Genomic DNA, 13,830 nt, shown 5'->3' on the forward strand with positions numbered 1-13,830 from the left:
CACGCGAGCCCGGAAGGCGAGCCCGCCGTCATGGTGTCACAGTCCGGCGGTTGCGCCAATCGGCGGCGGAGCTGGAAACTTGTTGCGGCGCGCCGGCGTTAGCAACGCATTGACGGCGTTCGCCGAGGGGTCTCCGCGCTGCGCCGGCGGCTTGACACCGTCGCGCATGCGCGACATTGCTTGCCGGCATTCAGCCGGGTGATCCGGATGGCCGCGTTTGGCGCTTGAGCGGCTCGCCGCCTCGGCGCCGCCTCTGCCAAAAGGCGCGAAGATGAACGTTCACCCCCGACCGACAAAGCCGCCGCTCAAGATACTGCTTTGCTCGCCGCGGGGATTTTGCGCAGGCGTCGTGCGCGCGATCGACGCCGTCGAGCGGGCGCTGGCCAAGTTTGGCCCGCCCGTTTATGTGCGCCATGAGATCGTGCACAATCGCTACGTCGTCGAATCGCTTAAGGCGAAGGGCGCGATTTTCGTCGAGGAGCTCGACGAAATTCCCAATACCAACGCGCCGGTGATCTTCTCGGCGCACGGGGTCGCCAAATCAGTTTCGGCCGCAGCGGCGGGACGCGGACTCCTCGCCATCGACGCGACCTGCCCGCTCGTCACGAAAGTGCATCGAGAGGCGGAAATTCACAGGCGGCGGGGCCGCCGGGTGTTGCTCGTCGGACATTCCGGCCATCCTGAGGTCGTGGGCACCATGGGACAGCTGCCGGACGGGGCGGTGGTGCTGGTCGAATCCGTGGAGGACATTGACCGGCTCAAACTCGATGACGAATCGAATCTGGCGTATGTGACGCAAACGACGCTGTCGCTCGACGACTCCCAGGAGATCGTCAGCGCGCTGATGCGGCGCTTTCCAAAGATCATTGGCCCGCACAAGGAAGACATCTGCTATGCGACCACGAACCGCCAGGCTGCGGTGAAGGAGGTCGCCCCGCATGTCGCGGCCGTGATCGTGGTCGGCTCGCCCAATTCGTCGAACTCGCAGCGGCTGCGCGAGGTGGCCGAGCGCGCTGGCGCGCCGGCGCAACTCGTGCAGGGCCGGGGCGAGATCGACTGGGAAATTTTTGGCAACATATCGTCGCTCGGCATTACCGCCGGCGCGTCCGCGCCCGAAGTTCTGGTTGAGGAAATCATGGACGCATTCGCCGAGCGCTACGACATTGTCGTCGAAACCATCTCCAGCGCCGACGAGAACGTGTCCTTCCCTCTGCCCAAGGAGCTGCGGGCGATCGCCTGAGGGCGGCCCGCAGTGAACGGTCGGCGCCCATGGCCGTCTACACGCTGGTTGACGACGAGGAGCTGATCGCTTTTCTCGCGACATACGATCTCGGGCCGCTGCTCTCCTGCAAAGGCATCGCCGAGGGCGTCGAAAACTCCAACTATTATCTCCATACCGGCGCCGGCAGCTTCATCCTCACGCTTTACGAGAAGCGCGTCGCGGAAGGCGATTTGCCATTCTTCCTGAACCTCATGGAACATCTTGCGGCGCGGGGCGTGACCTGCCCGCTGCCAGTGAAAAACCGCGCCGGGCTCGCGCTGGGGCGCCTTGCCGGCCGACCCGCCGTCATCGTCACTTTTCTGGACGGCTATTCGATCCACCATCCGGAAACCGCGCACTGCGCCGCGCTCGGCGCAAATCTCGCGCAACTACACCTCGCCGGCGCCGATTTCGCGCAGCGGCGCCGCAACGCGCTTTCTGTCGACGGATGGCGGCCGCTTTTTTCGACGTGCGCGTCCCGTGCGGAAGAGGTTGCGACGGGATTGCGCGCGCTCGTCGACGCGGAGCTCGATCATTTGGAGCGGAACTGGCCGCGGGACCTGCCGAGCGGCGTCATTCACGCCGATCTCTTCCCCGACAATGTTTTCTTTCTCGGCGAGCGCATCTCGGGGTTGATCGACTTCTATTTCGCCTGCACCGACGCCTACGCCTACGATCTGGCGATCTGCCTGAACGCCTGGTGCTTTGACGCCGAGCATCGCTATCAGCCGGACAAGGGCGCCGCGCTGCTCGACGCCTATCAGCGGATTCGGCCGCTCTCCTGCGCCGAGATCGAGGCCTTTCCCATGCTCGCGCGCGGCGCCGCGCTGCGTTTTCTGCTCACCCGCTACGTCGACTGGCTCAACGTGCCGCCGGGCGCGCTGGTGCGTCCCAAGGATCCGCGCGAATATCTCGCCAAGCTCCGGTTTCACCAGTCCGCCGCCGATGCGCGCGTCTACGGAGTCGCTTCATGACGCTCGGCGTCGAGATCTGGACCGACGGCGCCTGCTCGGGCAATCCGGGGCCGGGCGGCTGGGGCGCGATTCTCCGCTTTGGCGATCGCGAAAGAGAGATCAACGGCGGCGAGCCGCTCACCACCAATAATCGCATGGAGCTGATGGCGGCGATCATGGCGCTTGAAACTCTCACGCGTCCTTGCTCGGTCGATCTGCATACCGATTCGCAATATTTGCGCAGCGGGGTCACCTCATGGATCGCCGGCTGGAAAGCGCGCGGCTGGCGCACCGCCGACCGAAAGCCGGTCAAGAACGTCGATCTGTGGCAAAGGCTGGAAGCGGCGGCGGAGCGGCATGACGTCGATTGGCATTGGGTCAAAGGCCATTCGGGCCATGACATGAACGAGCGCGCCGACGAACTGGCGCGCGCCGGCATGGCGCCTTTCCTCCCCGGCAGACCGCCTGCAAGCGCGCGCATTTCATCAAGATAGCCTTGTCGAAGAGCGGGCGAAGCCTATCTCACAGTCGACCAGGACTCTTCTTCGCCTTTGGGGAGCGCGGCGCGGCCGTGTTCCCCATTTTTGTTTGCCATCATATTGACACGTCGCCGCGCAAAACGACCATGTGCGGTTACAGTATGCGCGTCTTCGCTGATTCTCTCTTCGATGGAGGGCAAGACGTCGATGCACCTTCCCAAAAAATGGTGGATTGGGCTGCCGGTCCTTTTTGGACTGGGCTATTTTGCGCAGGGCGCGTTGACGCCTCGTCTAGAGGACGATCTGCGCGCTGCTATCTTGTTGCGAGTCGCACAGTCTCCTGACGCGATCGACAGGCCAGAGGTCCGCGTCTCGGGCCGTGACGTCGTCCTTGCCGGCATTTCGCTGTCGCGTGATGTGAAAGCGAGTCTTTTGACATCATTGGGCGTTGAAACGCCAGCGCGGCGCATCATTGACGCGACGCAGCCGCTCTCGCGCGCAACGCCCTTCGTGCTGAGACTCGAACGCCGCGGCGGCAAGGCGATGATCTCGGGCAACGTCCCGCCGACGGGCGCGCGCGAAAGGCTGCGCGCGGAAATCGCCGCCTTAGGCCTGGAAGTGTCGGACTCCGCCGCCTACGCCGACGGCGCGCCGCAATCCTTCCCCGATCTCGCTTCCTTCGCCGTGCGCCGCCTCGCCGAACTCGATCCCGCGACGACGACGATGACCGACGCGACTCTGACTGTTTCCGGCGAAGCGCGCAGCGCCGCCGATTACGACAAGGCGCTCGCCGCGCTCAAGGCGTCGCCGTTTGAGAGCGCGGTAAGAGTTGACGTGTCGCCGCCGCGTGTTTCTCCCTATGTGTTTTCAGCGGCGTCGCGCGACGGCGTCATCAGCCTCTCCGGCCACCTGCCGAGCGACGATCTGCGGAAACAGGTCATCGCCATGGCGGCCTCCGTGGGCGCTGGCGCCGCGGTCAGCGACGCGACCGAGCTTGGCGCCGGCGCGCCGGAGGGCGACTTCGCCGGCGCGCTTGCGTTCGCGGTCGGCGAGCTCGGCAAGTTGTCGCAAGGCAAAGTCGCGGTATCCGACGGCAAGATCATCATTGAAGGGCAGGGGCGCCAGAACATATTGGGCGAGACGATCCGGGCCGATGCGAAAGCGCGGTTGCCTTCCGGATTTGAGATCGCGCGGCTCGACGTCATGGCGGGTCCGATGACGCCCTATGTTTTCAGCGCCCAGCGCGCCGGCGGAGACGTTACGCTCACCGGCTATGCGCCGGATGAGGCCGTCCGTAATCGCCTCGTCGAAACCGCGCGCAGGAACTTCTTCGACGCGAAGGTCGTTGATCGACTCATTATCGCGAAGGGGGCGCCGCAAAACTTCGCGGAAGCGACGGATCATTCCCTTGCTGCGCTCGCGCGGCTCGACGAAGGCAAGCTCGCGATCAGCGACTCGAATATCTCGCTCGCGGGCGTCGCGCGTCATCAGAGCGCGCGCGCCGAGATCGCGGCGAGCTTCGCCGATACGCTTCCGCAGAGTTTCCGCGGCGAGGCGCAGCTGTCGACCCGCATCGTCGGATCGCCGCTCGACGCAAGCCAATGTGGTGCCGCGCTCTCCGAGCTTCTCGCCAAATCGCCGATCGTCTTTGTGTCCGACGATTCGGGGATCGCCGCCGAATCCGCGCCCCTCGTCGATGCGATCGCCGCGACGGCGCTGCGCTGTCCGGGCGCGACTCTCGAAATCGCTGCGCACACCGACAACGTTGGCATTGCCGAAGTTAATCTGGGGCGCAGCAAGCGTCGCGCGCAGGCGGTCGTCGAACGCCTGGCGAAGGCCGGAGTCGACCCATTCAGAATAATCGCCGTCGGCTATGGCGGCGAGCGCCCAATCGCTTCCAATGACAGCGACGAAAATCGCGCGCGCAATCGCCGCGTCGAAATCGTCGTCAAGTAGCGCCAGAGAAGGAGACGGCAGATGTCCTACTTGCTGACGCTTGGCTGGCCTTGGTTCGCCGCCGCCTGCGCGCTTGGCGCGCTAGCCGGCTATGTGACCACCTCGCGGGCGGAGGACGCCCCTGCCGCGCCCGGCTGGAACCTCATCGCGATCGCCGTGACGCTCGGCGCGGGCGCAGCCGCCTCCTGGCTGGGGCTCCTTGACGGGCGCGCCGCGCTGACGATGGACGTGTTGCTGATTGCGGCGCTCGCTTATCTCGTCGGTCTGCCGGTTGGCGCTGCGCTGAAGACGACACAGGCCGCGCCCGCTTATGCCGGCAAGCGGCCGATCGTTGTGCTGCGCGGCGCGGTGAGCGACGTTTACGAATCGCCCGTCGAGCATTCGCCGGAACCGCAAGTCGAAATCGTCGCGACCGCGCAGCCAGAGACGCCGACGAGCGTTGAGCCGGCGCTAGAGGCGGCGGCTTCAGCCGCCAAGGCGTTGAACGAAAAAGCCGCGCAAATGCGCGCGCCGAGCGGCAAAATGGCGTCGGGCGCTCCGCCTGCCGCGCTTCCCGCGCCACGCGACGGCGCGGCGGACGATCTTGCAAAAATCAAGGGCGTCGGACCAAAGAGCGTCGAGAAGCTGCACGCGCTCGGGGTTTTCCATTATGATCAGATCGCCGGCTGGAGCGACGACAACATCAAATGGATCGAGGCGGCGATCGGCGCGGCGGGGCGGGTGAAGCGCAATGGATGGGTCGAGCAGGCGCAAGCGCTGAGCGGCGCCGCCTCGGCTGATCGCAACGTCGACGCGGCATAAAGCGCCGGCAGAAGGACAAGTTCGTGCGTATGCGTATGGGTCTGAGCGTCGTCCTCATCTGCGTCGCGTCATTGTCCACTCAAGACCTGCGCGCACAGGACATGCTGCAAGGCGTCGATCTTGCGCAGCCGGCTTATTCCAAGGCTGAATTGACGCGCGCCGACGTCGAAGCGGCGCTGCAGCATCGCGAGAGCGGACATAAGATCGACCTTTCGGAAAAAAGCCTCAACGGGCTCGATCTTTCCGGACTCGATCTGCACGGCGTCGATTTTCGCGCCGCCCGCATGAACAAGACATCGCTCGCCGGCGCGCGGCTCGACGACGCGATCCTCGATCAGGCCTGGCTGATCGAAGCCGACCTCACCGGCGCATCGCTGAAGGGGGCACACGCCTTCGCTGCGCAAATGCAGCGTATGCGGGCGGACAGCGCGGACTTTGCGCATGCGCGTCTCGCCGGCGATCTGACCGGCGCATCGGCGCGCGGCGCCAATTTCAGCGAGGCGGATCTCTCCGCCGACATGAAGAACCAGTCGATGGGATTGATGCGCGCAGTGCTGCGCTCGGCCGCGCTCGAAGGCGCGCGTTTTCACAAGGCCAATCTCGCGAGCGCCGATCTGCGCTTCGCGCGCGCCGCGGGCGCGGATTTTTCCGAGGCGAATCTGAAGGGGGCCGACGCCGCCGGCGCGGATTTGACTGGTGTAAATTGGGTTGGCGCCCAGACTGACGGTCTTGATCTCGATTCCGCGCAGATCGACGCCGCCGCCGGGCGCGCGCTCGCAGGCGCGCAAAACATCGATCGCGCCCGCGTGAAATGACGCGCGAATTTATCCGCATCGGCGTTGATCTCGGCGGCACCAAAATCGAGGCGATCGCGCTCGACGCTGCGGGCGAGACGCTGGCGCGTCGCCGCGTCGCGACGCCCGCCGACGATTATGCGGCGATCATCGAAGCCGTCGCGACCCTCGTGCGTGACATCGAATCCCATATCGGGCGGCGCGGCGTCGTGGGCGTCGGCGCGCCTGGCGCGATCTCGACGCATACCGGCCTCGTGAAAAACTCCAACACGGCTGTCGTCAACGGCAAGCCGCTCGACGTCGATCTCGCGCGGGCGCTCGGACGCCCGGTGCGGGTCGCCAATGACGCCAATTGTTTCGCGCTGTCGGAGGCGATCGACGGCGCCGGCCGCGGCGCCGGCGTGGTGTTCGGCGTCATCCTTGGCACGGGGGTCGGCGGCGGCGTCATCGTCAACGGAAAGATTATCGAGGGGCGCAATCGCGTCGCCGGCGAATGGGGCCATACGCCGCTGCCGTGGATGACTCCGCAGGAATATCCCGGGAGCCCCTGCTTTTGCAGGCACAGCGGCTGCATCGAGACGTTTCTTTGCGGCGCCGGCCTTTCGCGCGACTATGAGAAGCGCTCCGGCGCGCGCCGCCATGCGGCCGAAATCGCCGCGCTGGCGGAAGCCGGCGAGCCCGCCGCGCAGGCAAGCCTCGATTGCTATCAGGACCGTCTGGCGCGGGCGCTGGCGGTGGTCGTCGATCTCATCGATCCTGACGTCATCGTGCTCGGCGGCGGTCTTTCCAACATCTCGCGCCTCTATGAGGGACTCGCGGCGCGCGTGGGGGAGAACGCCGTCACCGACGCCTTTGACACGAAAATCCTGCCGAATGCGCATGGCGACTCGGGCGGCGTGCGCGGCGCCGCCTGGCTATGGGGCGCCGGCGAGGCCGACCAATGAGTCGCACATTGGGAGGCCGCCGCGGCGCGCCTCGCGCGCAGCTTGCGCCGGCAGCGTTCCCTCCGGCCTCGCGCCGGTGTATGCCGAAGCAATCGCGGCGGCTGCGGCGCGCGTGAGCGGGGGAGTTTGCGATGGGCGCCGCCGGAGATCGGCAGAATCACGGGAAGAAGCCGTGCGCCCATTTGGCTTTTCTCGCCTCGGGCGCGCCGGAGGCGGAGGACTCGCGCCAGCGCCTCATTGAAAAATACGGCGACTGCCCGCCTGAGGAGGCCGATTGCATCGTCGCGCTCGGGGGCGACGGCCTCATGCTTCGCACGCTGCATCGGTTCATGGACGCCGGCAAGCCGATCTACGGCATGAATCGCGGCTCGGTCGGCTTTCTGATGAACCAATATCGCGAGACGGGGCTGCGCAAGCGCATCGCCGAGGCCAAGCCGTCGATCATTCACCCCTTGCTGATGCACGCCGTCAATGTGCGCGGCGACGAGTTTTCGGCGCACGCCATCAATGAGGTGTCGCTGTTGCGCCAGACGTCGCAGATCGCGAAGCTGCGCATTCTGGTCAACGGCCAGGAGCGCCTGCCGGAGCTCGTCACCGACGGCGTGCTGGTGTCGACGCCCGCCGGCTCGACCGCCTACAATCTTTCCGCCAATGGTCCGATCCTGCCGCTCGATGCGCCGCTGATGGCCTTGACGCCGATCTCCGCCTTCCGCCCGCGCCGCTGGCATGGCGCTCTGCTGCCCGACCTCGCAAAGGTGCGGATCGAGGTCCTCGAAGCGGCGAAGCGGCCCGTCTCCGTCGTCGCCGATCATGACGAATTCCGCGACCTTGCTTATGTGGACGTTGTGATGGACCACGCCACCAGTCTGATCCTGCTCCACGATGCGGGCCATTCGCTGGAAGAACGAATCCTGCGCGAGCAGTTCGGATACTAGACCCAATGACCCAATCAGCGATCAAACCCTTCCGCCGCCACGTCTTCGTCTGCGTCAACACGCGCGACGGCCGATCCGCCTGCGAGGACCACGGCGCAAAGGAGGCGCTGGCGAAGGTGAAGGAAGCCCTCAAGGCGCTGCCCTTCGCCAAGCGCGACGGCGTGCGCCTGTCGCAGTCGGGCTGTCTCGGCCAATGCGAACACGGTCCCGTCGCGGTCGTCTATCCTGGCGGCAAATGGATCAGCTATTCGTCGGCCGACGAGCTGATCCGCTTCGTTCTGGAGGCTATCGAGGCCCCGGACTGATCAGCGGCCGGGCTGGGCGTGCTAGAAGGGATCCGACGTCTCCCCGAACAAGCCCAGCTCGCATGCGCTCCTGTTTAATCCTAGGCTCCGACGCCAGTGATGAGGATGTCGCGGCGGCGCTTGATTGCGGCGCCGACGCGCTGTTGTTGCGGCTCGGCCTCTACGTGGAAGACGCGGCGCGGCGTGGCGCCCGCGCGCGCGCCTGCGCGCTGATCAATGAGGCGCGAGGCAAGGAGGCGCGAGGCAAGCGCGCGGCGCCGAAGCTCTTCGTGGAAGTGGCTCCTCTCGAAAGCGAACTCATCGAAGCCGACCTCGACGCGCTGTTCGGCCCGGGACCGGACGGCGTCTTTCTTCCCTCCTGCGACGGCGCCGCGAGCCTGCAGCGCATGTCGGTGAAGCTCGCCGTGCGCGAGGCGCAAGCCGGCCTCGCCGACGGCGCGACCAGGATCGGCGCCTTCGCCGGAGGCGATCCCGCCGCCGTGTTGGCGTTGCGTTCCCTCGCCGGCGCGTCGCCGCGTCTCGCGGCGCTGGCCTTCGACGACGCCGGGCTGCGCGCGGCGCTGGGCCTCGCCAGCGGCGACGGCGCCGCTGCCCAGATGGCGCGCGCGACAGTCGTTCTGGCGGCGGCCTCGGCCGGCGTTCCGGCGCTCGCGCCGCCCGTGCAAACCGGGGAAACGGAGGCCTATGCGGCGGCGCGCCGCGACGGTTTTCAGGGGGCGATGGCGCTTTTTCCGGGACAGATCGCGGCCATCCACGCGGTCTTCGCGGCGGGCGAGAATCGACAAAGACGGCAATCCTCGGCATAGACAGGACAATGAAAAAGCTCCGATTGGACGCGCTTGGCCGGGTCGCCGCGGCGGCGCTCGCCGGCGCAGCGCTTCTCCCCGAGCCGACGCAAGCGCAGCAACAGCCGCCGCGCCGTCCCCATCCGCCGCATGGCGCCGGCGAGGCGGCGGGACCGGCCGCGCCGCCGACCGAAAGACGCGCCACGCTGCGGCTGAGCGCGACGCTTGCAGCCAATGACCAGCAGCCGGTCCGCTCGGGCCTCGTCTGGCGCGTCTTTGAGGAGAGCGCCCAGCCGGACGGATCGCACAAGCTTGTGGCGCAATCCGAAGAGGCGATCCCGACGCTGCTGCTGCCGGACGGCTCCTATATCGTCCACGCCGCCTATGGCCTTGCCGGCGTCACGCGCCGCGTCACGATAGAGGGCGGCAATGTTTCCGAGCGGGTCGTTCTGAACGCCGGCGGGCTGAAGCTCATTGACAAGCTCGGCGACGCAGAGATTCCCGCGCAGCGGCTTTCAATTTCGATCTATGTGCCGGAGCGCGGCAATTCCGAAGCGAAGCTCATTCTCGCCAACGCCAACTCCGACGACGTGATCTGCCTGCCCGAGGGCGCTTATCACGTCGTGTCCACTTTGCTCGACACGGGGCAGGGGGCCCAGGGCGGGACGAACCAGACCAACTCCGTGGTTACGGCGGATCTGAAAATACCGGCGGGAAAGCTGATCGAAGCGACCCTTCGCCATCGCGCCGCGACCATGACCTTGAAGCTCGTCAAGCAGCCGGGCGGCGAGGCGCTCGCCAATACGAGTTTCTCTGTGCTCACGCCGGGCGGCGACGTCATCCGCGAGATGATCGGCGCTTTCCCGTCGCTCGTTCTGGCCGAAGGCGAATATGTCGCCATCGCGCGCCACGAGGGCAAAACCTATCAGGGAACTTTCCGCGTGCAGTCGACCAAGGACTCGGACGTCGAAATCCTGATCCGCGATCAGCCGCGCACTCACGCGAACGACGAACCTCCGCAATAAAAAGCCGCCCGGCGGACCGGGCGGCTTGCTTGGGTCGCGCTTGAAAATTGCGTTCTAGAGAAGCGTGAAGGGAACGATCACGTCCATATTGAACATGCCCTGGTTCGAGCTCAGGCCGCTGCGGCTGAAGAAGGGCGTGGTGCCGTTGACCGTCGTGTCCCAACGCAGCTCCGGCCGGATGATCAGGCCGGTGATGTAGGGCAGTTTGACCGGCAGTTCAGGCGTAATCGTCATGCCGAGCGTGAAGGCGAGATAGCTCGTGCCGGAGTAGACTGGCTTGTTGGCGTAAAGTCCCGTCCCGAGGTTCTGGTTGATGCAGGACGGACACCAGAAGCCGTGCGCCGCATTGACCGCGTCAAAATAGCCCGGAAAAGAGCTGACGAAGAAGTTGTTGTTGTCTCGGAAGAATTCGGCGCGCCCGTTGAGCTTGAAGACGTCGTTGATCTTATAGGAGAAATATTGCGCGATGCCAAAGGCGCGCGCGCCCATGGGATAGGCCGGCGCCGTGCCCCAGAACCCCGTGCCGGTGATGGCGTTGGCCGCGGCCCAGGCTTTCTGCGGTAGACCGAAGGAGCTCGGATTCCAGCCGCTTTCCATCATGAAGCTGATGTCGGTGATGAACGTCAGATCCTCGGTCGCCTTCCAGGTCGTCGTGAGATTGTTGTAAGAGCGGATCGCCGAATTGACGTTGCAAGCGCACGCGCCGGGCTGTCCGAAGCCGCCTTGGTTGAAGGGCCAACCCGGCGTGAGAACGTTGGGCCAGCCAGTCGCCGTAAACGGAGTACCGTTGGCGAAACCGCTCGGCCAGCCGACGCCGAGCGGATCGGTCTGCCTCTGGTTCTCGGGACCTGTATGGGTGATCGCCATAATGGTCAGATTGCCGTCGAGCAGGTTGAAGCCGAAACCGCCGTGGAACGACGCAGCCGCGTTGTTGTCTCCAGGCCACCCAAGGCTCGTGTTCACGCCGCTGGTCACGCCCGTATAGACGTCGAGCCAGGGCTTGACGTGGGTGGTGACCATCGCGCCGGTGTGAAGGAAGGGCCCGAAGTTGAAGATGTAGGAGTGGCTGTAGAACAGATTGTCCTTCGCCGGGATCACTTCCGCGCCGTTGTAGGTGACGAACATGCCGAGCTTGAGGTCGACGCCGCCCTCGCTGATTGCGCTAACCCACGGAAGATGCGCCAGGACATTCGCCTCGATCGGTCCGATCTGTGTCCGTGAATTGATCGCATAATCAAGAATACCGAGGTAGTGGTTGTAGCGCATGTCCTCGCCGACCATGCCCTGAAGCTTGAATCCGAAGTCATAGCCTTCGGCCTTCGGATCAAGCGGACGCTGCACGGTCAGAAGGGCGCCGTTGAAGGTCGGCCAATTGGCGCGGTCCGTGTAGAGGTGGCCCCAGTTCAGCTTGTTGAACGGCTGATTGAAGTTGACGGCGACGCCGCCTTCGATATAGCCGTCGATGGTCAGCGTATCGATCCAGGCCGGCGTCGGCGCGACGGCCGGACCCTTGACGATCCTGCCTTTTCTGACGGGCGTGGCCGCAGAGGGAGGCGCGGGTTGATTCTCTTCGATGAGAGTCGGGTCGACCTCCATCAGCTTCGACTGAGCATGAGCAGCGCTCGTGACGCTGGTTGCTAGCGAAAGTGCAGCGACGGTCGAAAGATAGGGCCATTTCATTGCTGGGAACTCCGTCTGGGAGGCGAGATCTGATTGATATCACTCGCGAGCGAAGCTCCGTTCAAGCCCAACGTCCGCGCATCTGCTCAATTGTTAGGCAAAAAAAGCCCTGGCGAAAAATTGTTCTAATTAGTGTGGCGGCAATGTCACAATTTTTGATGGTTCCACGGCGGCCGATGCTGATTTCAGCGCGCCTCTCGTCGTTAAAAAGGTGACAAATGTTCGTTTCTTGACGAATCACGAGCGCTTCGGTCCAGACCGAGGCTTGCCTCGCTTCAAGCGCCGCCCTCTTTAGTAAGCGTAGCAATAGGCGGGCGCGCAGGGCGCGACGGCGCGGAACAGGAGAAGGCGACATGGCGGAAGAGGGGCAAAATCAACCCGAGGGCCCCGACTTCACGCAGGGAGTCGCTGCCGCCGAGGTGTCCGAAGGCCGCCCGTTGCTTGGCCATGTGGCCGGCGCGGACGCCGTGATGGCGCGACAGGGCGACGAGTTCTTCGTGATCGGCGCTCATTGCACGCATTATCATGGGCCCTTGGCCGAGGGCCTCGTGGTCGGCGGCTCGATCCGGTGCCCCTGGCACCATGCCTGTTTCAGCTTGCGCAGCGGCCGCGCGTTGCGCGCGCCGGCGTTTGATCCGCTGCCGCGGTGGCGGGTCGAGCAGCTCGACGGAAGGGTGTTTGCGCGCGAAAGGCTGCCGGACCCCGCATCCTCAAGGCGCAAGGGCGGCGCTGTCGCGCCGCGCGGCGTCGTCATCGTCGGCGGCGGCGCCGCGGGATTCGCCGCCGCGCAGATGTTCAGGGCGGAGGGCTATGACGGCGTTCTGGAGCTGGTCAGCGCCGATTCGGCCGAGCCCTATGATCGGCCCAATCTCTCGAAGGATTATTTGGCCGGAACCGCTCAGGCGGACTGGCTGCCGTTGCGCGATCCAGCCTGGTATCGCGACAACGGCGTCCAACTGCGTCTGGGACGGCGCGTCGAGTCGCTCGACCCTGCGGGCAAGCGGCTGACGCTCGCTGATGGGGCGACGCTGTCGTACGACGCGCTGCTTCTCGCCACGGGCGCACTCCCCACCAAGCTGCCGACGCCGGGAGCGGAACGGAGCCACGTTCATTATCTGCGCTCGCTCGCCGACGCCGACCGTCTCATCGCCGCCTGCGCCGGGGCGCGCCGCGTGGCCGTGATCGGCGCGAGCTTCATCGGCCTTGAGGTGGCGGCGTCGCTGCGCGCCCGTGGTCTCGACGTGCGCGTCATTGCGCCCGAGGAGATACCGATGGCGCGCATTCTCGGCCCCGAAATCGGCGCGCATGTGAGAAAGCTGCACGAGAGTCACGGCGTCATCTTCCATCTCGGGGACACAGCGACGGAAATCGGCGAGCGCACGCTCCAATTGAAAAGCGGCGCAACCTTGGACGCCGATCTCGTGGTCATCGGCGTTGGCGTCAAGCCGGATCTCTCGCTCGCCCAGTCCGCCGGCCTCGCCGTGGACCGCGGCGTGCTCGTCGACGAATATCTGCGGACAAGCGCGCCCGATATTTACGCCGCTGGCGACATCGCCAGCTGGCCCGACAAGATCACCGGCGAGCGGATTCGCGTCGAGCATTGGGTGGTCGCGGAGCGTCAGGGACAGACGGCCGCGCGCAATATACTCGGCCGCAAGGAAAAGTTCGACGCCGCGCCCTTCTTCTGGAGCCAGCATTACGACGAGACGATTTCCTATATCGGAAACGCCGCGTCGTGGGACCGGCTGGAGATTTCAGGCGATCCGGCCGCCGCCGACTGCGCCGTTTCCTACTTCAAGGGCGAACGGCTGCTGGCCGTCGCGACCATCGGCCGCGACCTCGACAATCTGCGCGCCGAAGTCGCTTTTGAATCGCGCATCGGCGCCGAGCCGCCGGAATCGATCGAATAGGG

The 13,830-nt window shown here is 65.5% G+C and carries 13 protein-coding genes; 12 read left to right on the forward strand and 1 reads right to left on the reverse strand.

Annotation, left to right across the window (positions count from 1 at the left end):
• The first annotated feature begins 271 nt into the window (after positions 1-271).
• From ispH to ACR65T_RS10980, 11 genes are all read left to right on the forward strand, one after another.
• Positions 272-1,240: a 4-hydroxy-3-methylbut-2-enyl diphosphate reductase gene (gene ispH / locus ACR65T_RS10930; RefSeq protein WP_434496503.1), complete on the forward strand. Its 969-nt coding sequence runs from the start codon at positions 272-274 to the stop codon at positions 1,238-1,240.
• Between the two features lie 29 nt (positions 1,241-1,269).
• Positions 1,270-2,235, forward strand: a complete 966-nt coding sequence (thrB, locus tag ACR65T_RS10935; RefSeq protein ID WP_434496504.1) for a homoserine kinase — start codon at positions 1,270-1,272, stop codon at positions 2,233-2,235.
• Entirely contained in the window at positions 2,232-2,708 is a 477-nt protein-coding gene (rnhA, locus tag ACR65T_RS10940) for a ribonuclease HI (RefSeq protein ID WP_434496505.1), read from the forward strand. Before thrB ends, rnhA begins: the two co-directional genes overlap by 4 nt.
• Before the next feature lie 192 nt (positions 2,709-2,900).
• Entirely contained in the window at positions 2,901-4,649 is a 1,749-nt protein-coding gene (locus ACR65T_RS10945) for an OmpA family protein (protein WP_434496506.1), read from the forward strand.
• A gap of 21 nt (positions 4,650-4,670) precedes the next feature.
• The gene (locus ACR65T_RS10950; RefSeq protein WP_434496507.1) at positions 4,671-5,450 is read left to right on the forward strand and encodes a hypothetical protein; all 780 of its coding nucleotides are present in this window, start codon (positions 4,671-4,673) and stop codon (positions 5,448-5,450) included.
• A 29-nt stretch (positions 5,451-5,479) separates the two neighbouring features.
• Entirely contained in the window at positions 5,480-6,265 is a 786-nt protein-coding gene (locus tag ACR65T_RS10955; protein ID WP_434496699.1) for a pentapeptide repeat-containing protein, read from the forward strand.
• Complete coding sequence (locus tag ACR65T_RS10960; RefSeq protein ID WP_434496508.1) at positions 6,262-7,188, forward strand: ROK family protein; 927 nt, start codon at positions 6,262-6,264, stop codon at positions 7,186-7,188. The genes ACR65T_RS10955 and ACR65T_RS10960 overlap by 4 nt, the downstream gene beginning before the upstream one ends.
• 131 nt (positions 7,189-7,319) lie before the next feature.
• Positions 7,320-8,123, forward strand: a complete 804-nt coding sequence (locus ACR65T_RS10965; RefSeq protein WP_434496509.1) for an NAD kinase — start codon at positions 7,320-7,322, stop codon at positions 8,121-8,123.
• A 5-nt stretch (positions 8,124-8,128) separates the two neighbouring features.
• Positions 8,129-8,428, forward strand: coding sequence for a (2Fe-2S) ferredoxin domain-containing protein (locus ACR65T_RS10970; protein WP_434496510.1), 300 nt, complete (start codon positions 8,129-8,131; stop codon positions 8,426-8,428).
• A 62-nt stretch (positions 8,429-8,490) separates the two neighbouring features.
• Positions 8,491-9,234: an aldolase/citrate lyase family protein gene (locus ACR65T_RS10975; protein WP_434496511.1), complete on the forward strand. Its 744-nt coding sequence runs from the start codon at positions 8,491-8,493 to the stop codon at positions 9,232-9,234.
• 8 nt (positions 9,235-9,242) lie between these two features.
• Entirely contained in the window at positions 9,243-10,238 is a 996-nt protein-coding gene (locus ACR65T_RS10980; protein ID WP_434496512.1) for a hypothetical protein, read from the forward strand.
• Positions 10,239-10,292: 54 nt separating this feature from the next.
• Here the strand turns inward: ACR65T_RS10980 and ACR65T_RS10985 are convergent, their stop codons facing one another.
• A complete protein-coding gene (locus ACR65T_RS10985; RefSeq protein ID WP_434496513.1) occupies positions 10,293-11,918 on the reverse strand; it encodes an outer membrane beta-barrel protein in 1,626 nt (541 codons plus the stop codon).
• A 353-nt stretch (positions 11,919-12,271) separates the two neighbouring features.
• Between ACR65T_RS10985 and ACR65T_RS10990 the strand changes: the two genes are divergently transcribed.
• Positions 12,272-13,828 (forward strand): FAD-dependent oxidoreductase, encoded by a 1,557-nt coding sequence (locus ACR65T_RS10990; protein ID WP_434496514.1) that lies wholly within the window; start codon positions 12,272-12,274, stop codon positions 13,826-13,828.
• The last annotated feature ends 2 nt before the right edge of the window (positions 13,829-13,830 follow it).

It is taken from the genome of Methylocystis sp. (assembly GCF_051061285.1).
Classification (GTDB): domain Bacteria; phylum Pseudomonadota; class Alphaproteobacteria; order Rhizobiales; family Beijerinckiaceae; genus Methylocystis.

Coding starts and splice junctions, on each gene's coding strand:
- ispH (WP_434496503.1), top strand. CDS start 272: ATGAACGTTCACCCCCGACCGACAAAGCCGCCGCTCAAGATACTGCTT.
- ACR65T_RS10945 (WP_434496506.1), top strand. CDS start 2,901: ATGCACCTTCCCAAAAAATGGTGGATTGGGCTGCCGGTCCTTTTTGGA.
- ACR65T_RS10990 (WP_434496514.1), top strand. CDS start 12,272: ATGGCGGAAGAGGGGCAAAATCAACCCGAGGGCCCCGACTTCACGCAG.
- ACR65T_RS10955 (WP_434496699.1), top strand. CDS start 5,480: ATGCGTATGGGTCTGAGCGTCGTCCTCATCTGCGTCGCGTCATTGTCC.
- ACR65T_RS10950 (WP_434496507.1), top strand. CDS start 4,671: ATGTCCTACTTGCTGACGCTTGGCTGGCCTTGGTTCGCCGCCGCCTGC.
- rnhA (WP_434496505.1), top strand. CDS start 2,232: ATGACGCTCGGCGTCGAGATCTGGACCGACGGCGCCTGCTCGGGCAAT.
- ACR65T_RS10980 (WP_434496512.1), top strand. CDS start 9,243: ATGAAAAAGCTCCGATTGGACGCGCTTGGCCGGGTCGCCGCGGCGGCG.
- ACR65T_RS10960 (WP_434496508.1), top strand. CDS start 6,262: ATGACGCGCGAATTTATCCGCATCGGCGTTGATCTCGGCGGCACCAAA.
- ACR65T_RS10970 (WP_434496510.1), top strand. CDS start 8,129: ATGACCCAATCAGCGATCAAACCCTTCCGCCGCCACGTCTTCGTCTGC.
- ACR65T_RS10985 (WP_434496513.1), bottom strand. CDS start 11,918: ATGAAATGGCCCTATCTTTCGACCGTCGCTGCACTTTCGCTAGCAACC.
- ACR65T_RS10965 (WP_434496509.1), top strand. CDS start 7,320: ATGGGCGCCGCCGGAGATCGGCAGAATCACGGGAAGAAGCCGTGCGCC.
- thrB (WP_434496504.1), top strand. CDS start 1,270: ATGGCCGTCTACACGCTGGTTGACGACGAGGAGCTGATCGCTTTTCTC.
- ACR65T_RS10975 (WP_434496511.1), top strand. CDS start 8,491: ATGCGCTCCTGTTTAATCCTAGGCTCCGACGCCAGTGATGAGGATGTC.